The organism is Pseudoalteromonas sp. 31A1 (assembly GCF_011378815.1).
Taxonomy (GTDB): Bacteria; Pseudomonadota; Gammaproteobacteria; order Enterobacterales; family Alteromonadaceae; genus Pseudoalteromonas; species Pseudoalteromonas arctica.
In genome coordinates this window covers 81,777-104,067 of sequence record NZ_WTKY01000007.1, presented here as the reverse complement: position 1 = coordinate 104,067, position 22,291 = coordinate 81,777, and the positions used below count along the sequence as shown (strand labels likewise).

The following is a 22,291-nucleotide window of genomic DNA, read 5'->3' as shown; positions in this document are numbered from 1 at the left end:
AATATGGCGCATTTTATAGATAGGCGTTTAAACGGAAAAAATAAAAGTACGCTTAATCGCCAGCGCTTTATTAGGCGCTATAAAAAACAAATTAAAGAAGCGGTTTCAGATGCGATTAACAAACGCAGCGTTACCGATTCAAGCTCTGGTGAGAGTATTTCTATTCCACAACGCGATATCAGCGAACCTACATTTCATCAAGGGCAAGGTGGGGATAGAGAACAAATTCACCCAGGCAACGATCAGTTTTCTACAGGTGATAAAATTGAGCGCCCTAAAGGTGGACAAAGCGGCGGTGCCGGTGAAGGTGACGCCAGCGATTCGGGCGAAGGACAAGATGAGTTTGTATTTTCAATATCAAAAGATGAATACCTTGATTTACTGTTTGAAGATTTAGAGCTCCCTAACTTACAAGAAAACCAGCTTGATAAGCTAGTGCAAATGAAAACCCATCGCGCAGGATTTTGTAGCGATGGTATACCTAGCAATATTGACATTGTCCGCTCTCTTCAAGGCTCCCTTGCACGGCGTGTTGCCATGAGTGCAGGTAAAAAACGCCGTTTAAAAGAGCTCGAAGAACAACTTGCTCTGCTGCTTGCTGGTCCACATAACGATAAAGCAGCAATTGCTTTATTACAAAAAGAAATTGCAGCATTAAAAGTGCAAATTAAGTCGGTTCCATTTATTGATAACTACGATTTACGTTTTCGTAATTACGAAAAACGCCCTCACCCCACCAGCAAAGCCGTGATGTTTTGTATTATGGATGTGTCAGGCTCAATGGATCAGCCAACAAAAGACATGGCAAAACGGTTTTATATTTTGCTCTATCAATTTTTAACACGCAGCTATAAAGACATAGAAGTTGTTTATATTCGCCACCACACACAAGCAAAAGAAGTAGACGAGCAAGAGTTTTTTTATTCTCAAGAAACTGGCGGCACTATTGTTTCAAGCGCACTTAAATTAATGAACGAAATAATAAAAGAGCGTTATCACGCAAACGAGTGGAATGTATACGCCGCACAAGCCTCTGATGGCGATAACTGGGCGGACGACACCCCGCAGTGTGGTGAAATTTTGCGTAATAAGCTCTTAAGCGCAGTACGCTATTTTGCTTATATTGAAATAACCACTCGTGCTCATCAAAGCCTATGGCGCGAATATGAATCTATAACACACAGCCATAATAATTTCGCCATACAGCATATTCAAAGCGTTGAAGATATTTACCCAATTTTTAGGGAGCTATTTAAAAAAGGTCGTCAACAGCAAAACTCTGCATAGCCTAAAGCGAGGTAGCATTATGAATGATAAACGAATGAGTGATGGCCCAGATTGGACCTTTGATTTATTAGATGAGTACCAAAGTGAAATTGCCCGTGTTGCAGCTCACTACAGGTTAGACACCTACCCTAATCAAATTGAAGTGATAACCGCAGAGCAAATGATGGATGCTTACTCAAGCGTTGGCATGCCTATTGGTTACAGCCATTGGTCTTACGGTAAAAAGTTCATTCAAACAGAGCAAAATTATAAGCGCGGACAAATGGGTCTTGCTTACGAAATAGTGATAAATTCAGACCCTTGTATTGCGTACTTAATGGAAGAAAATACCTTACCTATGCAAGCGCTTGTAATGGCGCACGCATGTTACGGACATAACTCATTTTTTAAAGGTAATTACTTATTTAAAACCTGGACCGATGCTGGCTCAATTATTGATTACTTGGTATTTGCTAAAAACTACATAAGCCGCTGTGAAGAAAAGCACGGTATTACACAAGTAGAAGCCCTGCTCGACTCATGTCATGCATTAATGAATTACGGAGTGGATCGCTACAAACGTCCACAACAAATATCGTTATTTGAAGAACAAAAACGCCAACAAGAGCGTGAAGACTACCTTCAATCGCAAGTAAATGAATTATGGCGGACTATTCCTGAGCAACAGCAAGAAACCAAAAAGAAAGTACGCCATTTTCCTTCTGAACCCCAAGAAAATATTTTGTATTTTATTGAAAAAAATGCCCCATTACTCGATTCTTGGCAACGTGAAGTTATACGTATTGTTCGTAAAATTTCGCAATACTTTTACCCACAAAAACAAACTCAAGTAATGAACGAAGGCTGGGCAACATTTTGGCATTACACCATCCTTAATCACTTATATGATGAGGGAAAGCTCACCGACTCTTTCATGTTAGAGTTTTTACAAAGCCATACCAACGTAGTTTATCAGCCACCTTATAACAGTAAATATTATTCAGGCATTAACCCATATGCTTTAGGCTTTAATATGATGGTGGATATTCGCAGAATATGTGAACACCCAACTGAAGAAGATAAACGCTGGTTTCCTGAATATGCAGGCAGTAATTGGCTAGATACACTGCATTTTGCAATGGAAAACTTTAAAGATGAGAGTTTTATTAGCCAGTTTTTATCGCCTAAGTTAATTCGTGATTTTAAATTATTTACTATTATTGATCATACTAATAATCCCCATTTAGAAATTGGCGCAATACATAACGACAACGGCTATAAAGCTGTAAGAGAAGCGCTCTCAGCGCAGTACAACTTGAGTAATCATGAGCCTAACATTCAAGTATATGACGTTGATATTAGAGGTGACCGTTCACTAACCCTACGCTACGTACCTCATAACAACATTCCTTTAGCAAACTCGCACGAGGAAGTACTTAAGCATCTTTACAGGTTATGGGGCTTTAAAGTAAAACTAGAGAAAGAGTCAAATTCTGGTGAGGTTTCAATGATTGGTCAATGCCCAATAGATGACTCTCGACACACAACACAATAATGAAGAGCAATAAAATTTTCATACTGATTGGGTTTGCCCAGCAGGTTATAAAAACACGGTATTATTTAACCCTAAATTCTGGATATAAAAAATGACGCTTAAGCGTCATTTTTTATATCTTCGTAGGCTATTACTTTATTTCGCCCTGTATTTTTAGACTGGTACAGTGCTTTATCTGCAGCCTCTATCCAGCGCTCATGATTTTTAAAATCATTACTGCTACCAGCCAGCCCTATACTTACCGTCATTGTTATTTCAAAGTGTTTATACTTAACAGGGTTAGTTTCAATCAATACCCTTAAACGCTCAGCAAATACAAAAGCGCCTTCTTTATCTGTATCAAGTAATGTTACTGCAAACTCTTCACCGCCATAGCGCCCTGCAACATCAGTTTCGCGCAGCGTCGTACGTAGTAAGTTAGATAAATGACGAAGCGATTCATCACCACAGCTATGGCCATATTCATCATTTATTTTTTTAAAGTGGTCAATATCAAACATTAATAATGTACTACAGCCACCACTTCGCTTAACTCTCAAAAACTCTTGGCGTAGCGTACCTTCCCAGTGTCCACGGTTTGCAAGCTGCGTTAAGCTATCTGTTTGACTTACTTGTTCTAATTTTTTGTTTAACTCTTCAAGCTCTTTTTTATTTACCGCGACATCTGTTACATCATACAAAATAATACAAATATGGCTAACTTCGCCCATCGTATTTGTAAGAGGGATAAATGTCGCATTTTGATACATGTAATCAGCTTTACCAGTAATAGGTCTATAATTTTTAAACCTAAAAATGTATGGCTGCTGCTCCCAAATCGTAAAAGAGCGGTTTTTTAAAACAAAAACCGATTCTGATTTACTTCTAAACCATTTTTCGTCTATTGCTGGAAATAAATCAAATAGGTCTTTATCTTTTACTGCGCTTGGTAGAAGCCCTGAATGGTTTTCCATAAAACCATTCCATACACACACCTTATAATCTCTATCAAGTACTACAAGGCCTACATCAACGGTATTAAACATATCCATAAGCCAATGGATCTCATTCATTTCTAAATCTGCAGCCATAACTTAATCTTCTAATAGGTAAGCAACTTTATACTTCAAAGTTTTAAGTGAATCTTCAGTAAATAACAGCATGAGGTCGCAATTTATATCATGGTTTTCAATACCGTAACTAATCTCTATAGCAAGGGTGCGTTGCCAACGTGACTTGTTTGATTTAACCAGCTCAGACACATCTCTGTGTTGGCCAAGTACTATGGGGTGCCCTTGGCTAAATGACATATCGAGCTGTTTTGAAAGACCCGTTAAAATAGCGCCTATCAAAATATTACTAATATCCATAAGCAGCTCAAGTTCAATTTTATCGTTTAACTCGCCGTCATAATTCATCAAAGAAGCTATTTCTTTAAAGCTTGAATCATTTAAAAGTAATAGCGCCTCGCCCGAAATGCCACCGCCAATAAAGCCCTGGCACACACCCGATGTAGCTGCATTATTATCTATAGACTGCAGCGCCATATCGAGTTCATTAACTTCCAAAATATTCACATTAGGAATTGGTAGCTCTACAAACACATTAAGAAGACGTGCAAGTAAATCCCCAGCCTGTCCCATAGCAACGTTAGTGAGTTCTTGGTATATATCCCGAACATCAGGGTCGACTTGCTCTCCAAGCGAATGAGAGAGACGCTCACGCATGGCTTTATCTTTAATCCCATGGTGTTCAATTATGCTGGCTAGTTTTTCGGGGGAACATGGTTTTTGAATAAAATCGATAGCACCAAGTTCAAGCACTCTTTGATGTGCACTTGGCTGTATATCACCAGAGACAACAACAGTGAGTATGTTTAGCCCCTGTTCTTTCATAGCGATTAATACTTCATACCCATCCATTTCAGGCATGTTTAAATCGAGAAAAAGTATTTCTGGTTCAATTAACTTTATTTGCTTTATGCAATCAACGCCGTCGAGTGCAAATTCAACTTTAATGTCCCAATCTTCAGGTAATGAACGAGCTAGCTGACGCCTAGCTAATTTTGAGTCATCACATATTAGTACCGATGTTGACATATTATCTCTCTGTTTCTAAACCAGTAATGAGCATTAAAATCATTTTATGATGGTTTTTATTTTTATTATTGAAGATATATTTTGTAACTTCATGTTAATCAAAGTTTAGCACAGTTACAATTTTTATATTGCAGAACTAATCCCAACTTCATTAGGGCGGTATAATCTCTTGGTTACTATAGCGCAGTATAATACACTGACGCCCATTGCGTTAATTTAAAAGGAAATACCTTATGTTACGTTCACTTACCTTTGCTTTGAGCGCATTTTGCTCTGTGGCTATTGCAGCCGATTACCCAGAAAACACGCTAGACATAGGAAAAGTATCTGCACAAGGCAAACCAGTCACTTTATTAGGCAAAGGGATCTCTGTTGGAGATAGCGCGCCAAATTTCAAAGTAGTTGATGACAACTTCATCCCTGTGACACTTGAGGATTACAAAGGCCAAGCTGTATTGATAAGTGTAGTGCCAAGTCTTGATACAGGTATTTGTAGCCTGCAAACTAAGCATTTTAATGAAAAAGTAGCCTCGCAATTTCCAAGTGTTGTAATGCTAACAATTAGTGCTGATTTACCATTTGCTCAAAAGCGTTTTTGCAAAGCTGAAAATATTGATAAAATCACTACGTTATCAGATTCTGTTTGGCGCGATTTTGGCCAAAAATACGGATTGATTATTAAAGATATGGGCTTATTAACGCGAACGGTATTTATTTTAGATGAAAGCCATAACGTCATTTATAAACAATTAGTTAGTAGCCTTTCAACTGAACCAGAATACAACAGCGTAATTGAGAAACTTAAAACGTTGTAAAGCCGATTAAATAGCACTGATTAAGCAATGCTAAACAGCCTTAAAACAAAAAACCGCCTTAAAACAAAAAACCGCCAATTGGCGGTTTTTTAATGTGCTTTTATAATTAACCTAAAAGCTCACCAAGTTGTGAACTTACAGCTTCAACAGCTTGTGTACCATCTAGTTTGTGGTATTGAGTATTACCAGCAGCAGCTTCTGCTTGGTAGTAATCAACTAATGGCATAGTTTGCTCGTGATAAATACCTAAACGTTTACGTACTGTTTCTTCAGTATCGTCAGCGCGAACAATTAAGTCATCTCCAGTTTCGTTGTCTTTACCTTCCACTTTTGGCGGGTTATAAACAATGTGATAAACACGGCCAGAACCAGGATGAACACGACGTCCGCCCATACGCTCAACAATTACTTCATCCGCAACGTCAAATTCAATAACGTGATCAACCACTACGCCATTTTCTTTCATTGCATCGGCTTGAGGAATTGTGCGTGGGAAACCATCAAGTAAAAAACCTTTCTCACAATCCGCTTTAGTAATACGTTCTTTTACTAAACCAATAATAATATCATCAGAAATTAGTTGACCAGCATCCATTACTTTTTTTGCTTCTAAGCCTAATGGAGTGCCTTCTTTAATTGCTGCACGTAACATATCGCCAGTAGAAATTTGTGGAATACCGTATTTGTCCATTAAAAACTGAGCTTGAGTACCTTTACCGGCACCTGGAGCGCCCAAAAGAATAATGCGCATATTATTGTCCCCTAGTATGGATATTTATTTTAAAGCCTGAATTCTTCCACAAGCGCCGCCGATACTCAAGCAACTTATACTAATTGATGAGTCGTTGATGCATTTACAGCGCATTAAAAAAGGGAACATACGTTCCCTTTTATTTAAAGCATATAATTTATACTTTTATTAACTAAATAAATAGCTAACTGACTACTTGCTTAGTTCAAGCATAAGCTTGTTTAAGCGAGTAACAAATCCAGTTGGATCTTTAAGTGTACCGCGCTCTGCAAGTAATGCTTGGTCTAGTAAAACATGTGACCACTGTGAAAACTTATCTTCGTCTTGCTCGTCATTTAAATGCTTAACAAGTTGGTGTTCTGGGTTTAGCTCAAACACAGGTTTCGCTTCAGGGGCTGCTTGACCAACAGATTCCATTAGCTTTTGCATTTGTGAGCTCATGTCGTTGTCGTCGCTTACAACACATGCTGGAGAGTCTGTTAAGCGGTGCGTAAAGCGTACTTCTTTAACGTCATCACCTAGTGCTGTTTTAATACGCTCAACAAGGCCAGCCATCTCTTTTTCAGACTCTTCTTGTGCTTTTTTAGTCTCTTCGTCGTCCAGCTTACCTAAATCTAAATCACCACGTGTGATTGACTGTAGTTGCTTATCAGCAAATTCAGTTAAGTGGCTCATCATCCACTCGTCAACACGGTCACTTAGTAACAATACTTCAATCCCTTTTTTGCGGAAAATCTCTAAATGAGGAGAATTTTTCGCAGAAGTAAATGTATCAGCTACTACATAGTAAATTTTGTCTTGGCCTTCGTTCATACGTTCAACATATTGCTCAAGCGACACATCTTGCGTTTCTGAATCAGTATGAGTAGAAGAAAAGCGTAATAACTTACATACGGCTTCTTTATTTGCCGCATCTTCAGCTGGGCCTTCTTTCATTACTTGGCCAAACTCATTCCAAAATACTTGGTAATCGTCAGCTTTGTTTTTAGCCATACGCTCAAGCATTTTAATAATGCGCGATGTACACCCTTTACGAATAGCTTGCGTTACTTTGTTGTCTTGTAGAATTTCGCGAGATACGTTTAGAGGTAAATCGTTTGAATCTAGTAAACCTTTTACAAAGCGAAGGTAGCTTGGCATGAACTGCTCAGCATCATCCATTACAAATACACGTTGTACGTAAAGCTTTAAGCCACTTTGACGTTCACGGTTCCATAAATCAAAAGGTGCTTTTTTAGGGATGTATAAAAGGCTCGTGTATTCAGTTTTACCTTCAACCTTATTATGTGCCCAGCTAAGTGGATCTTCCCAGTCGTGGCTTACGTGCTTGTAAAACTCTTTGTATTCTTCATCAGAAAGCTCTGACTTATCACGCGTCCACAATGCAGTTGCGCGGTTAATACTTTCCCACTCACCTGGTACTGCTGGAATTTTTTCGCCGTCTTCGCCTTCAGACTCTGGTACTTCTGCTTTAAACATTTGTACCGGTGTTGAAATATGGTCTGAGTATTTAGTAACAATGCCGCGCAGGCGGTAATCGTCAGCAAATTCTTTTTCTTCATCACGAAGATGTAAAATAATGTCGGTACCACGGCCTTCTTTTTCAATTTCTTGAAGCGTGTATTCGCCTTCACCTTGAGATTCCCACTCGTAAGCAGTTGTTTCACCCGCTTTACGTGTACGAACAGTTACTAAATCGGCAACAATAAATGCTGAGTAAAAACCAACACCAAATTGACCAATTAACTGTGAATCTTTACTTTGATCACCCGTTAAGTTTTTGAAAAACTCAGCAGTACCCGACTTTGCAATAGTACCCAATGAGCTAATTACTTCATCACGTGTCATACCAATACCATTATCAGAAATGGTAATTGTATTTGCTTCTTTATCTGCGCTAATACGAACACGTAAATCGGCATCACCTTGGTAAAGGTCGCCTTGAGATAGCGCTAAAAAGCGTAACTTGTCTGCTGCATCTGATGCGTTTGACACAAGTTCGCGTAAAAATATTTCTTTATTAGAATAAAGAGAATGAATCATTAAGTTTAATAATTGTTTTACTTCTGTTTGAAAGCCTAATGTTTCTTTTTGTGCTGCAGTCATTTATATATCTCCAATTTGCAAAGTGTCTGCGTTATGCACTTAATATGGGGTGAGGTGTTAGAACTTCAAGGGAAAAATCAAAAAAAGGTGAAACGAAAAAATAGAATATCTCGTTTATCTAAAATGGGTGCGGACAATTAATATGAATCTTTTCACCTGTTGTTGGATGTTCAAAATATAAATCGCTGGCATGTAATTGTAAGCGTCCTGCCATGTACTCACTTTGCGCACTTTTATATAAATCACAGCCTAAAATTGGGTGCCCTATAAACTGGCTGTGTATTCGTAATTGATGGGTACGTCCGGTAACGGGCGTAAATTGCACTAAGGTTCTGCACGGTTGTTTAAGCCGCTCAAGCACACTGTATTCACTCACCGCTACTTTGCCCGTCGTTTGGCAAATTTTAACTCGCGGAAAAAGCAGTTTATCTTTTGCTATTGGTGCAGTAATTTCCCCCTCATCAACAGCTAAGCTACCCTCTAACATGGCTACATAACGCTTTTGGATAGTACGCGCCTGAAACTGTTTATTAAGATGCTTTGATGCTTTGGCGTTTAATCCAACAATCATAATGCCCGATGTACCCAAATCTAACCGATGCGGTAACTTAGCCTCAGTAAATGCGGCTGTTAACCCTTTTTGACCATGTACTAAACGGTAATGTACTGAGTCCCAGTTAAGCGGATTCTTACCAGACAAACTTAATAACCCACTGGGTTTATTGATCAGTAAAATATCATCATCTTGATATAATATTTCAATAAACCCGTCGCACTTAGGCGCTACAAAGTCATCAACAATCATTTGTGACTCTACTGGTGTATCCAATATTGAGTTAGCCATTAAATTAATCAATATCTTTTGAATGAAGCGCTTTTAAAGCCAATACTTGCTCACGCAAATCGTCTGCTACTACTTTGTCAGCGGCAATCGGGGTACCTACTGCAACCGACACCAAAGACCATTTTAATCGTGGTAGTTGCCACTTAGCTTTTCGGCTAAACATACTTCCCCACAGGCCCCCTAAATGCACAGGAATAACAGGCACAGGTGAGCGCTCAATAATGCGCTCGATTCCACGGCGAAAAATATCGATAGAGCCGTCACTGGTTAGTTTTCCTTCAGGGAAAATACCAACAAGTTCGCCTTTATTAAGCGCAGCAGCCACTTCGTCAAAGGCTTTTTTAAACGCTTCCGGGTTGGTTTTTTCACTGTTAATGGGAATAGCTTTGGCCATTTCAAATAACCAATGTAGGGCTGGCGAATAATAAATAGGGGCAAATACCATAAATCGGATAGACCTTGGTGATGCTGCTAAAATAAACATCCAATCGACAAAGCTCACGTGATTACACACTATAACGGCAGCGCCTTCATCTGGAATATTACTTTCACCTTTTGTACGCACTCTGTACATACAAATAGCTAAAATATATATAATAAATCGTAAAAAGAACTCTGGTACTTTGGTATAAATATAAACAGATATAAGTAAGTTTAGCCCAGCAAGTAACAGTAGCAACTCTGAAATACTCCACTGAAAAACAGACAGCGTTACAATACTTAAAACAGCACTGCCCACCATAAACAGTGCATTTAATACATTGTTAGCCGCTATAACTCGTGAGCGACTCGACTCTTCAGTACGCTGTTGAATAAGCGCATACAGAGGTACAGTATAAAAACCAGAGCCAATACCAATGCCTGCCATCCATACAAAATGCCACAACATGTCGCCTGTTTTTAATAACTGATCAAGCGTCAACAATTCAAGGTTTTGAGGTAAATAAGAGCTAATAGCGCTCTCTTGGCTCAGTAAGTATAAAAACAAGGTAATTAAAATAGCGCCAAAAGGCACAATTCCTAATTCTATTCGAGAGCGAGAAAGCTTTTCACACAGTAATGAACCAATAGCAATACTTAGTGAAAACACAACAAGCGCGCTAGTTACAACCAGTTCATCGCCGCCCATTGTGTGTTTTACATAATTTGGTAGGGACGTTAAAATAATTGCGCCAATTAACCAAAACCAACTGATCCCGAGGACTGATTTACCAACCGATTCTGTTTGCGAATTAAGTGCTGAAAATACGTTTTTCGTGGATGAAAATATATTATAGGTAAATTTTAAGTTAGGCTCGTTTGCCTCACTAATGGGTATAAAGCGACTGCTCACATAACCCATAACAGCCAGTACTAATACGGCAATACTTATAAGCGTAGGCCCTGCTGATTGAGTAATATAATAGGTGCCAAAAATTGTACCAATTAATATTGCTACAAACGTGCCTGATTCAACCAAGCCATTCGCTTTTGTTAATTCGTTAGGGGCTACGTGCTGCGGTAAAATAGAGTACTTTAATGGACCAAAAAACGTACTTTGTACGCCCATTAAAAATACGGTGGCTAACATCAGCCAAAGATACTGCGTTAAAATAGAGACAGCCCCTACAACCATAATAGGGATTTCACATAGCTTTACGATTCTGATTAGTTTGGATTTTTCTGTTTTTTCAGCTAGCTGCCCCGCCATCCCTGAAAATAAAAAGAAAGGTAGGATAAATAACCCAGCAGCAATATTTGAATAAAGTGCGCCATCAGCAAGCGTTGCAGCCTGGAATATCAATAAAATAAGCACTGATTGCTTATACACGTTATCGTTAATCGCTGAGAAAAACTGCGTAATAAAAAGCGGTAAAAAACGCTTACTACCCAGTAATGTACCTTGGTAGGGTTGATTATCTTTCATTGTATTCCTTACTAATTAGAGACATAGCCCAAAAATATATTATACCAATTTGTTTAATTAAATGATCTATTTTGAGGGCGGAAAAACGTGTTGATAGCTAGGCAAAAAATTCGCTATTTAGTTGTTCTAAATGAGAATTTTTTAACGCAGGTAGCGACACGTTTAGCCCCGCAAAATGATTAAGTATTATTGCGGATTGGTATTAGATTGCTTCTAAGCTTACCTTAAAAACAAAAAAGCCTACATAATTTAATCATGTAGGCTTTTATAATATCTTTTCAAATAGTGACTTAGAGTTAGTCTTGTGTAACTAAACGCCTGCCGCTAAAAGCATGCATAAGCGTTCTACCATCTACTAAATCAAGCTCGCCCCCCACAGGAATACCGTGAGCAATACGCGAAGCACCTACTTTATATTTATGACAAAGCTGAGCAATATAATGAGCAGTAGTGTCGCCTTCAACGGTAGGGTTAGTCGCTAAAATAACCTCATTAATACCGCCTTGAGCAAGTTTTTGCTCTAAAACATCTAAGCCAATTTCTTTAGGGCCGATACCGTCAATTGGCGATAAATGACCCATTAAAACAAAGTATAGCCCTAAGTACTGACCTGTTTGCTCAATTGCAAGCACGTCAGTAGGCGATTCAACAACACATAATATGCCGCTGTCTTGGCGTTTTGTACTTAAACAAATATCGCACTGAGCTTGTTCGCAAAAAGTACGACAAGACCGACAATGCCCTATGGCTGTCATTGCTTTAGTCAATGCATTACCAAGCTGAGTGCCTCCCTTTCGGTCGCGCTCAAGCAAGTGAAAAGCAATACGTTGCGCTGACTTTGGACCAATGCCCGGTTGACAGCGCAGTGCTTCTATAAGCTGATTTAAACTATCTGAAAGTTGCATTATTTACTTAAAACGGCATTTTCATACCTGGTGGTAATTGCATACCGCCAGTTACTTTACCCATGCGCTCTTGTGTTTCTTCAGCAACACGGCGTACAGCATCGTTACATGCTGCTGCAAGTAAGTCTTCAATCATGTCTTTGTCGTCTTCCATAAGGCTTTCATCAAGCTGAACACGACGTACATTGTGGTTACCAAGCATGGTTACTTTAACTAAACCGGCACCGGCTTCGCCAACAACTTCTAATGTTGCGATTTCGTCTTGGGCTTTTTGCATGCGATCTTGCATTTGCTGCGCTTGCTTCATCATGTTGCCCATTCCACCTTTAAACATAACTTTCTCTCTTTCTTTTAATACATTAATTAACATGAACATAAGGGCGATTGTAAGTAATTACAATGCCTGAATACTGTTTTCGTCAATTTCGGCGCTAAATACTTGCTGAAATTGTACTATGTTTTCATCAGATGTGATCACATCGATTGCTTGTTGCTGACGACCTGCATCAATTTTTTGCTGAATAAGATAAGGAGAGTCAATAACTCCCTTAGCAAAATTAATACTTAACGACACGTTATGCTCATAAATACTCGACAATGCGGCATCTAATCTTTGGCGAAGCATCGGCGTATCTAAATGCTTTTGTGATTCATCAACGTCTATATGTAAACTGTTGCCTTGCTTGGTAAATATTGAATGCAATGCAAATTGGCGCATACGACCACCCAGTCCCATACGTTTAATTAAATAAGCCCATTCATCTTGTTGATGTGCAAATCTAATTTCACTAATTGGGCTTTGAAAATCATCAGGGGCAGGAATACTTACTTCCTCTGGCGCTATTTCAGGCGCTTTTTGAGGGTTTATTTGCTCAAGTAATTCTGGCGCAAGATTTTCAGTAATTGTTTGGTGCTTTGCTTTAAAATCAATCTTACTAGCTGGCTTTATGTTGGAGTGATTATGTGCCTGAGTTTGGCCCCCTGTTACTGGGAGCTCATGCTTTTTTTCACTCTCACCTTCGCTATCAGTTTCCCAAGGAGGGATATCGCCAGACGCATTACCTGAAGGGCTATTAAGCTCACTTGCACTTGTATCTGCACTACCTTGATGAACACTTTGGGCTTTAGGCATTCTTGGATGCTGTTCTGGCTTTTTAGCAGGCGCTTGGCTTGGCTGCACTGCTACATTATTTGCAGATGTACTTGTACTCTTGCCTGATAACCTACCCGCACCCGATATGTTTCTGTCGCGTAAAATACGAGCAATGGCAGATTGCGCCTGCGCTTCTTGTTCAGCTATTGGCGTACTTGCATTGTGATTTGTTAAGGGCTCTGGTGAAGACTCTGAGTTTGCAGTAGGTGCAGGTTTAAAACCCTGATCTACAGCGCTACTCATTATATCATCAAACTGCGAAGCTAACGTTTGCTCAGCATCACTATGTTGCATGTAAGCTTCATCTTCACTTTGGCGCTGGGCTTGAGCATCCGAAACAACATTGGTTTGTGGTTGCTCATTAGCTGAAGCCTGTTGTTCAATAGCGTTTTCACTTTGTTGAACCGGTTGCTCTACTGCAACTTGGGTTGGCTCATTATTACTTTGTACGACATCATTATTCAATGTCTGAGCGGCAACATTTGGTAAAGGCTCTATCTCAAGGGATTTAGGCTGCTCTGTATTGCTAACTGGCTTAGTATTATTTACAGGGACACTACTTTGGCTAGCTACAGTGTTTTGCGATGTTTTATTTTTATTTAATATATCTCGCAGTGCATTTGCGCGGCCTTGTTTATTTGGGGCCGGCTCTTCGTTTACTGTGTGTACAGTTTGTTGAGCGTCTGTAGGCTTAAATGCTAATAATCTTAGCATTATCATTTCAAAACCTAAACGAGGCTCTGGTGCCCATTGTAAATCTTTTTTACCATTTAACAGTAACTGATAATAAATTTGAATTTGTTGTGGGCTCGTATGTTGTGCAACATGAGCAATATAATCTACATTTTTTTCATCTAGCCCTGCCGCTTCTGGCACTAACTGGGTTAGTTGGGTCAAATGCGTAAGTGCAATTAAATCATCAAGCAATGCAACATAATTAGGATTACGACTTGCCACCTGTGCAATCTCATCCATTAGCGCAGCGCCATCTTGTGCAAGTAATGCTGCAAGCAAGCTTTGGCTATAATGAGTATCCATTAAACCAAGCATTGTTTGTACTGCTTGATTATTAATATCACCATTTGTTTGTGCAATAGCTTGGTCAGTTAAGCTAAGCGCATCACGCATACTGCCATCAGCGGCTTTTGAAATAATGCTAAGTGCATCAGTGTCAAAGCTAAGCTGCTCTTGAGTAAGTACGTGTTCAAGCTGTGTTTTAATTTCACTTTGCGACAAGACATTTAGGTTGAATTGTAAACAGCGAGATAAAATAGTAACTGGTAGTTTTTGAGGATCGGTCGTCGCCAATAAAAATTTCACATGCTCTGGTGGCTCTTCAAGCGTTTTCAAAAGCGCATTAAAGCTGTGCTTAGAAAGCATGTGAACTTCATCGATTAGGTATACTTTATAACGTCCACGTGTTGGTGCATATTGAACGTTATCGAGTATTTCGCGGGTGTCTTCTACTTTTGTACGAGAAGCCGCATCTATTTCGAGTAAGTCAATGTAGCGCCCTGCTTCTATATCTAAACAGCTGCTACATTGGCCACACGGATTTGCAGATATACCTTCGTCGCAATTTAAGCTTTTAGCAAAAATACGCGCAATAGTGGTTTTACCTACACCGCGGGTTCCAGTGAATAAATAAGCGTGATGCAGTCTATTTTGTGTAAGCGCATTTACAAGCGCTTGCTTAACATGAGACTGCCCAACCAATTCATGAAAGGTTTGAGGACGCCATTTTCTCGCTAGAACCTGATAACTCATCGATTACTCGCCTTCGAATTCAACCAATTTTAGAATTTTAATACCCATTTTTTTGATGCGCTGCTCGCCACCAAGTTCTGGTAGTGATACAACAAATGCAGCATCTGTGGCTTCGCCACCTAGTTTATGAACTAATTTAGCTGTGGCTTCAATTGTGCCGCCAGTTGCTAATAAGTCATCAACTAATAATACTTTATCGCCAGGTACAATTGCATCAACATGCAGCTCTAGCGTGTCTTCACCGTACTCAAGTAAGTAATCTTGACGAATAACTTCGCGTGGTAACTTACCTGGTTTACGAACTGGAATAAACGGAATGCCTAATGCGTAAGACAGCGGCGCACCAAAAATAAAGCCACGTGATTCTGTGCCAATTATTTTAGTAAAACCCTGATCTTTATATTCTGCGATAAACGCGTCAATAGTTGCTTTAAAGGCTTCTGGATTTGCCATTAAAGTGGTTACATCGCGAAACATGATGCCCGGCTTTGGATAATCAGCAATTGTAGTTATGCTGTTTTTGATAATTGCTGGTGTTACTTGAGTCATAATTTTAACTGCTCAATTGTTTATATTACAAAGCAGGTGATTATAACCTTAACTAACCTTTAATTGCGAGTTTGGCGTTACTATAAAAGAAGTATTAACTATGGGGGGTAATTAAAATAAAGTGGTTCAAGGCTGAAGTAAGCAACAGCCTTAATAAACGCTATGCATTTTAAGTTAAGCTAGTGATCCAGCCTAATATTGCATTTAAACAACCAATCCCTGCAAATACAGCTAAGAAAGCAAGAAAATAAGTAGCGTTGAACGGATCTTTAAAGTCTTTATCATCTGACATTGGTACAACCTTTTATTAAGCACGACAAATAAGGCTGCCATAATAGACGATGTAAAATCATCAATAAAGACCTTAATCTTGATTTTTTGTCACAATTACACCGCGTTCAACCATTGCATTGAGGGTAACCAATGCGCCTTGAGCAATTTGATCTGCATTAAACTGTGGTGCATGAGCGAATACCTGTTGGCAAACGTCGTCAAATGTCGCTCCATCACTTGCCTCAATAATTGATAGTAACAAAGCAGTCATCGCATTCGTAGCCAGAAATTGAACGTCATCATCTTCATCTCTATATACAACAAAATAATTAGGCTGAGGTGATGGCTCTTTTGGTTTAAAGTGATTGCTAATATTTTGAACCGGAAATTGATAACTTAAATTTCTTGCCGTTTTCGATAAATACAAAGCAGAACTAGTAAGCGCTGTTGTTTGTAATTTTTGCTCTTGCTCATCTTCGTGTGCAATCGATACATCTAGCTCTACCCATTCATAATGTGCAAGTTCTAGCATAAACACGGGATCGTATCTTTTCATTTTATAATCACTTGATAAGTAATTAATAAACTCCCCTGCTATATCTAAAAAGTACGGCGAATGACAATCATATTCGCTAAAAAATTGGCGTACAAGGACCAGCCATTGCTTGTCTGTATATAAGGTTTTTAATACCGGAAAACCTGATGATATAAAACCTTCAATGTTATTAAAAAATAGGTCGCGATAAATGGCCATACGTCGGTCTTCGATACCGCTGGGCTTTTTATTTTTTTTAGGCTCGCGAATATGCGCCATAAATTCGTTTTGTATTTCAATAAAGCTCATAACCAGGCACTCTTTTAATATTTATAAAGGCTTATATTAAGCTCGTTGTTTTGAAACCATTGAAGTAATGTGTTTAGCTTGTAGCTCATGAATTATATCTAACTCTTTGGTTAAAATATTCATTGTAGGGATATTAAAATCGCGCTCAAGCAAGGTTGGAAATACGCCATGCACTTTATATGCTTTATCCAGTAGCTCCCACACAGGATCAATGACATCAGCACCATGTGTGTCCACTATTAAGTCATCAGCCTCATTATAATGGCCTGCAACGTGCCCATAGGCAATACGATTAGAGGGTAACCCAGTTAAAAACGCTTGTGCGTTATAGCCATGATTAATCGAATTCACATAAATGTTATTCACATCCAGTAAAAGCTTGCAGTCTGCTTGCTCTAAAATGGTATTTGTAAATTCCAGCTCTGATAATTGCTGTCCAGGAGCGCCATAATAGGAAACATTTTCTATCGCAATTTGCTGCTCAAGTATGTCTTGTACTTGTTTAATGCGAGGGACAACATGTGCTATAGCATCTTGTGTAAACGGAATAGGCATTAAGTCATACATATGGCCTGTACCAGAGCAGTAACTTAAGTGCTCACTAAAGATTTTTATATTGTGCTCTTCAAAAAAAACTTTTAAAGACTTAACAAATTCAACATCCAGTGGTTCGGGTGAACCGATAGACAGTGATAATCCATGACACACAAAATTGTTTGCATCTGTTAATGTTCTAAATTGCTTTTTAAAGCGCCCACCTAGTTTTAACCAGTTCTCTGGTGCAACTTCCAAAAAATCTACTTGATTAGGTACGTGTTCAAGCAGTTCATCAAGCATTTCTCGTCGTAGGCCAAGGCCCACCATCCCGAAATCTGTACTCTGGATTTGTGTCATAACTACCTCTAACTTATCAAAAAAGGGCCTTAAGGCCCTTTTAGCATAACTTATTTAGAATAAGATATTAACGACCGCCACATTTACCTTCGCCGCACTTACCTTCTTTTTTAGTTTTTTTAGAATCGCCGCCGCATTTACCTTCACCACATTTGCCTTCTGTTTTAGCTTTTGCATCTTTTGCATCGCCGCCACATTTACCTTCACCACACTTGCCTTCTGTTTTAGCTTTTGCATCTTTTGCGTCGCCGCCACATTTACCTTCGCCACACTTGCCTTCTGTTTTAGCTTTTGCATCTTTTGCATCGCCGCCACATTTACCTTCGCCGCACTTACCTTCTGTTTTAGCTTTTGCATCTTTTGCATCGCCGCCACATTTACCTTCCCCGCACTTACCTTCTGTTTTAGCTTTTGCATCTTTAGCATCTTTAGCATCGCCGCCACATTTACCTTCACCACACTTACCTTCTTTAGCGTCTAGTTGGTAACCTGTCACTAATTGTTGAAACTCAAATGGGTTGGCTTGTACATCTGCAGATACAAAGCTTGCAGAGCCAACAACTACTGCACCTAAAGTTAACGCGATTGTATTTTTTTTAACTGTATTCATTTTGTGACTCTCTTTAATCAAGTATTGTAAATCTCAGCAATAAAAATGTATTTTAAATTGCTTGTATGCTTAAGTAGACCCGTACAAGAATAAAAACTTTCATTTATTTTCATATTATTTACTTTTGCAATTTCTACATTAAATATGGTTGGTAATTACAGATTTATCAATGTGTGATTTGCAGGTAAACTATGCGTCCAGTTTTTTATCAGAATTAATCACCTTATGAAACTTGTTTTAGCGCCTATGGAAGGTGTCGTTGATTTTAAAATGCGCCAATTACTCACAGACATTGGTGGGTTCGATTTGTGCGTTACCGAATTTGTAAGAGTGGTTGAGACATGCTTACCTGACAAGGTTTTTCATCGATTTTGTCCTGAGCTACATAATAATGGTTTTACGCGAGCAGGCACTCCAGTACGTGTTCAATTGCTCGGCCAAGAAGCAAATCCGTTAGCCGAAAATGCAATAAGAGCAATTGCCTTAGGATCTCATGGGGTCGACCTTAACTTTGGTTGCCCAGCAAAAACTGTAAATCGTAGTCGCGGCGGAGCTGTATTGCTTAAAGATCCTGACCACATGTACACTATTATTAAAGCAGTCCGAGACGCCGTAGATGATGAACATGAAGTAAGTGCAAAAATTCGCTTAGGCTTTGATGATGACAGTAACAGCCAAGAAATTGTAGATGCTGTCGTAAGCGCAGGCGCAAATAGTGTGGCAATACACGCCAGAACCAAACGTGATGGTTACAACCCGCCAGCTTATTGGGAAAAAATTCCACCAATAATAAAAGACAAAAATATTGCCGTTGTTGCCAATGGTGAAATTTGGCAAGTTGAGGACGCAATGCTTTGTCAAAAACGAAGTGGATGCACTGATTTAATGCTTGGTCGCGGCGCCCTTTCACATCCTGATCTAGCAAAAAAAATTAAAGCTCATGTAAATAACGAACACTATGATGGCCTACAATGGGAGCATATTATTTATCATTTAATTCACTCTGCGATCCATCAAGACCCTGCAAAAGATGAAAAGTACTTTGCTTCGCGTACCAAGCAATGGCTTGGCTATCTAAAGCGTCAGTATCCGCAAGCTATCGATTTATTTGATGAAATTAGGCGTTTAAAAAGTAAAGAAGATGTGGCCAGTGTATTAAATAAATACGCCAAAGCACCGCAACTTGATTCAAATCATAACAGCTAACTTAAAGCCCCTTGATAATATCAGTATAACGTAAAGCCAATTTAATAAGGTTGTACTGATAATGCATCATCAAAAAAGACTAAGCGATGAAATAGCACAAGTTAAATTAAATATATTAACTATGCTTTCTAAATCAGCCTATCCTGCACATCAGCATTTAATACAAATCTTAGATAATACAGCAAACAATGAATGGTTAGACTGTGCAGCAGAGAAGCTAGGTCCTGAGTATGCGTTTTTGATCAGTCGCATGACTAAATTAGAAGCGGCCGTGAGCCAAATAGAAATTGGGCAATATGGCTACTGCTGTGACTGTGAAGAAAAAATACCAGCCAAATCACTTGAACTAGATCCCGCAACCCAACGGTGTACAAAGTGCGCACAATAAGCGCACTTTCAAATCATTATATAATTTGTTGTATAAAGCTAAATGATTGCCCTGGGTAGAGTATTATATCTTCAACTAAATATTGAGCCTCTTCTTGGGTGATTTCTAAGCGTTTCATAAGATTCACCTTTGCCTGTGGCAAAGTCCACGCATGGTAATGAATGCCAATATCTGATTCCATCATTGCAAGCATCAATGTTTTATCTTTATCAGACATGTTCATATTGCTCGCCATTGCAGGTAAGTCTTGATAATCAGCCTGCCAATCAAGCCCTTCAATTAATTTTTCATTCGATAGATACTGCACTAAAAACGATTTTTTATGAGAAATAGACAATTTACTGTCGAATGCAACACGATCTAATACTTTTATATTTTCATTTAAAATAGTAACCCACTCTAGCGGTGAATGTACTTCGCCACTAAAGTAATTTAGTTTGCTCTGATACCACTGTGACCCATTTGGCAGGCCTCTCAGACCAACACTACCTCTAGGCTTGTAACTAGCTAAATAATCGCTAAAAGCTCTTATATGACTCTTAAGCGCTGGTTGAACGTCATTACTACCTATCGCACTCAATACATAGCTTTGTAGTAGTGTGAGCTCAATTTTATTCAGCTTTAAATTGCTTTGTTTAGCACTGTCTAGCGTATCTTGGGTTAACTTAAGCCAAGTAATAATATTATCCGGCGTACTTTTTGAACCCTCAAAAGCAAGCATGTTTTTTAATACGTCTACTTGAGCCGGCCAATTAAAATAGCGCTCAGGAAAGCGCTCTGCAATAACCAAGTAGTTTACTTGTGCAATTTGATTGAGATTAAGCTCCATACCCATTAGGTTCTGATAAATAGTATGACGTTTAACTAAATACGCATCAGAAAAGACCAATTGCTCTTTAGTAATCCTATCGATTTTTTTAGCGTCTGGTTGTACAAGTGCCATGTTTAAAGTTTTTAAAGCAACTTGTGCGTCTTCAAATGACTCATAAGGTTGAGGCTGCTTTGAACATGCAGCTAAAAATAAGCACAGTAGTAATGAAAAAGAGAGCTTTTTATACATAGTAGTTCCAATAAAAAAAGCCCCAGAGGGGCTTTTTATAAGTTGCTTTAGCTAATTAAAATTAAATTTTAACACCGTTGCGAGCGGCTTTATCTTTAATATATGTAGACCAACCTTTTGCAAACTTACGTGTGCGAGGGTCATCCATAGCTTTAGTAATTGCAGCATATGCTTGCTTATACTTACCTTGATAGTAATACGCTTCAGCTAAATCTGAATAAATAGTACCTTTTTTATCAGAGCCAAGCTCTAATGCTTTGTTCAAACGAACAACAGCAGCACTGAATTTTTCAGATTGTAAAAGTAATGAACCAGCTTTACGGTAAAGTTCAGCGTCGTCATCAAATTTAGCAGCTTCTTCGTAGTACTTAGCAGCTTTTTCTAGATCTTTAGAGCGATGATAATTACTAGCAATCGCGCTAACATTCTGCTTTGTACGTTTTACTTTTTCACTCTTAACGGCCTTTTCTAGCGTTACAGCTGCTCTAAAAGGGATCTCGTTTAGAGAGTAAAAGTTAGATAAGACTTTATACTCAACTTCATTTTCAAAGTAACCGTTCTTGTAAGCAACTTCCATCGTTGCTAAACCTTTTTGATAGTCTTCGGTTTGTAGGTAATATTTACCTAAGCTAACCCAAGCTTTTTTATCATCAGGCCATACACGAACAATCTCTTCGCCAATCTTAACCATGTTTGCATAGTCTTTAAGTTCAAAGTATGCACCCAGTTTTAATTGGTAAGGACCTTTATTAGGTTCTTTTTGAAGTTTAATTGCCTTATCTGCTGGTTCAAAAACATCACGAAATTGCTCTAACTGATAGTTAGCTTGAGCGATACGTGTATAAACCGTAGGATCTTCTTGGCCAGTGAAGTCCATCCAAGCTACATAAGCTTTTTTGGCTTCTTGATACTTTTCAGTACCGGCGTATAAATCGCCTAACAGTTTTAGAGTCTGTTCTTGATCAGCAAAGTTTAAAACATCAGGGGCAACTGCTTGCTTAGAGTACTTAATCGCTTCGTCATACTTTTCTTTTTGAGCGTACATGCTACCTAAGTAACGATTTACGGTCGCTTTATCAAAGTCATTCGAAGGTTCAATCTCTCTAAGCAAAACAATTGCTTCATCAACTTTTTCTTCGTTGTACAAGTCAAATGCTTTAATTACCTTTTTACCAGTACGCTCGCCCATGATTTTAGTTTTTGCTTTTTTACGCTCTTCAATCTTTGCGTAATCTGGCGCTGCTAAAACAGATGCACTTAAAGTAGCACCCGACACAGACATAAGAATCGCAAGAGCAGTTACTTTAGAAAAATTTCTCAT

21 protein-coding genes are annotated in these 22,291 nt (G+C 38.8%); 5 read left to right on the top strand and 16 right to left on the bottom strand.

The genetic code is table 11. The features are described 5' to 3' along the window. Positions 1–3 precede the first annotated feature (3 nt). Both GQR52_RS09295 and GQR52_RS09290 read left to right on the top strand, forming a co-directional pair. Positions 4–1,287 (top strand): YeaH/YhbH family protein, encoded by a 1,284-nt coding sequence (locus tag GQR52_RS09295; RefSeq protein WP_024605317.1) that lies wholly within the window; start codon positions 4–6, stop codon positions 1,285–1,287. 19 nt (positions 1,288–1,306) lie between these two features. Further along, entirely contained in the window at positions 1,307–2,821 is a 1,515-nt protein-coding gene (locus GQR52_RS09290) for a SpoVR family protein (RefSeq protein ID WP_165728231.1), read from the top strand. Positions 2,822–2,919: 98 nt separating this feature from the next. On the opposite strand, the gene GQR52_RS09285 is transcribed toward GQR52_RS09290, so the two are convergent. Next, entirely contained in the window at positions 2,920–3,891 is a 972-nt protein-coding gene (locus GQR52_RS09285; RefSeq protein ID WP_024592692.1) for a diguanylate cyclase, read from the bottom strand. Positions 3,892–3,894: 3 nt separating this feature from the next. Continuing rightward, positions 3,895–4,899 carry a response regulator gene (locus tag GQR52_RS09280; protein WP_007584074.1) on the bottom strand — a complete coding sequence of 335 codons (1,005 nt, stop codon included), beginning with the start codon at positions 4,897–4,899 and terminating at the stop codon, positions 3,895–3,897. Between the two features lie 233 nt (positions 4,900–5,132). Here GQR52_RS09280 and tpx point away from each other — a divergent pair, with 233 nt between their 5' ends. After that, positions 5,133–5,714 (top strand): thiol peroxidase, encoded by a 582-nt coding sequence (gene tpx / locus GQR52_RS09275; RefSeq protein WP_024598337.1) that lies wholly within the window; start codon positions 5,133–5,135, stop codon positions 5,712–5,714. A gap of 106 nt (positions 5,715–5,820) precedes the next feature. Here tpx and adk read toward each other — a convergent pair whose 3' ends face one another. The 12 genes from adk to GQR52_RS09220 all read right to left on the bottom strand — a co-directional run bounded on the left by adk (position 5,821) and on the right by GQR52_RS09220 (position 18,316). Continuing rightward, positions 5,821–6,465: an adenylate kinase gene (adk, locus tag GQR52_RS09270; RefSeq protein WP_007584076.1), complete on the bottom strand. Its 645-nt coding sequence runs from the start codon at positions 6,463–6,465 to the stop codon at positions 5,821–5,823. Positions 6,466–6,657: 192 nt separating this feature from the next. Next, positions 6,658–8,571, bottom strand: coding sequence for a molecular chaperone HtpG (gene htpG / locus GQR52_RS09265; protein ID WP_007584077.1), 1,914 nt, complete (start codon positions 8,569–8,571; stop codon positions 6,658–6,660). Positions 8,572–8,689: 118 nt separating this feature from the next. Continuing rightward, complete coding sequence (locus GQR52_RS09260) at positions 8,690–9,415, bottom strand: RluA family pseudouridine synthase (protein ID WP_165728230.1); 726 nt, start codon at positions 9,413–9,415, stop codon at positions 8,690–8,692. 4 nt (positions 9,416–9,419) lie between these two features. Beyond that, a complete protein-coding gene (locus GQR52_RS09255; protein ID WP_165728229.1) occupies positions 9,420–11,321 on the bottom strand; it encodes an MFS transporter in 1,902 nt (633 codons plus the stop codon). Between the two features lie 296 nt (positions 11,322–11,617). Next, positions 11,618–12,226 (bottom strand): recombination mediator RecR, encoded by a 609-nt coding sequence (gene recR / locus GQR52_RS09250; protein WP_165728228.1) that lies wholly within the window; start codon positions 12,224–12,226, stop codon positions 11,618–11,620. A 7-nt stretch (positions 12,227–12,233) separates the two neighbouring features. Beyond that, positions 12,234–12,560: a YbaB/EbfC family nucleoid-associated protein gene (locus GQR52_RS09245; RefSeq protein WP_002962306.1), complete on the bottom strand. Its 327-nt coding sequence runs from the start codon at positions 12,558–12,560 to the stop codon at positions 12,234–12,236. 60 nt (positions 12,561–12,620) lie between these two features. Continuing rightward, entirely contained in the window at positions 12,621–15,146 is a 2,526-nt protein-coding gene (dnaX, locus tag GQR52_RS09240; RefSeq protein WP_165728227.1) for a DNA polymerase III subunit gamma/tau, read from the bottom strand. 3 nt (positions 15,147–15,149) lie between these two features. After that, positions 15,150–15,695, bottom strand: a complete 546-nt coding sequence (gene apt, locus GQR52_RS09235) for an adenine phosphoribosyltransferase (protein WP_007584093.1) — start codon at positions 15,693–15,695, stop codon at positions 15,150–15,152. A 169-nt stretch (positions 15,696–15,864) separates the two neighbouring features. Further along, entirely contained in the window at positions 15,865–15,987 is a 123-nt protein-coding gene (locus GQR52_RS20635) for a hypothetical protein (protein WP_002962301.1), read from the bottom strand. Between the two features lie 72 nt (positions 15,988–16,059). Beyond that, positions 16,060–16,812, bottom strand: coding sequence for a putative DNA-binding domain-containing protein (locus GQR52_RS09230; protein ID WP_165728226.1), 753 nt, complete (start codon positions 16,810–16,812; stop codon positions 16,060–16,062). A gap of 36 nt (positions 16,813–16,848) precedes the next feature. After that, entirely contained in the window at positions 16,849–17,706 is an 858-nt protein-coding gene (locus tag GQR52_RS09225; protein ID WP_165728225.1) for a DUF692 domain-containing protein, read from the bottom strand. Between the two features lie 67 nt (positions 17,707–17,773). Continuing rightward, entirely contained in the window at positions 17,774–18,316 is a 543-nt protein-coding gene (locus GQR52_RS09220; RefSeq protein WP_165728224.1) for a hypothetical protein, read from the bottom strand. A gap of 225 nt (positions 18,317–18,541) precedes the next feature. Between GQR52_RS09220 and GQR52_RS09215 the strand changes: the two genes are divergently transcribed. Continuing rightward, entirely contained in the window at positions 18,542–19,522 is a 981-nt protein-coding gene (locus GQR52_RS09215; protein WP_165728223.1) for a tRNA-dihydrouridine synthase, read from the top strand. Between the two features lie 61 nt (positions 19,523–19,583). Next, positions 19,584–19,910: a TraR/DksA C4-type zinc finger protein gene (locus GQR52_RS09210; protein ID WP_165728222.1), complete on the top strand. Its 327-nt coding sequence runs from the start codon at positions 19,584–19,586 to the stop codon at positions 19,908–19,910. A gap of 16 nt (positions 19,911–19,926) precedes the next feature. On the opposite strand, the gene GQR52_RS09205 is transcribed toward GQR52_RS09210, so the two are convergent. Continuing rightward, positions 19,927–20,970, bottom strand: coding sequence for a hypothetical protein (locus tag GQR52_RS09205; RefSeq protein WP_024607675.1), 1,044 nt, complete (start codon positions 20,968–20,970; stop codon positions 19,927–19,929). A 61-nt stretch (positions 20,971–21,031) separates the two neighbouring features. Next, positions 21,032–22,291, bottom strand: coding sequence for a tetratricopeptide repeat protein (locus tag GQR52_RS09200; protein WP_165728221.1), 1,260 nt, complete (start codon positions 22,289–22,291; stop codon positions 21,032–21,034).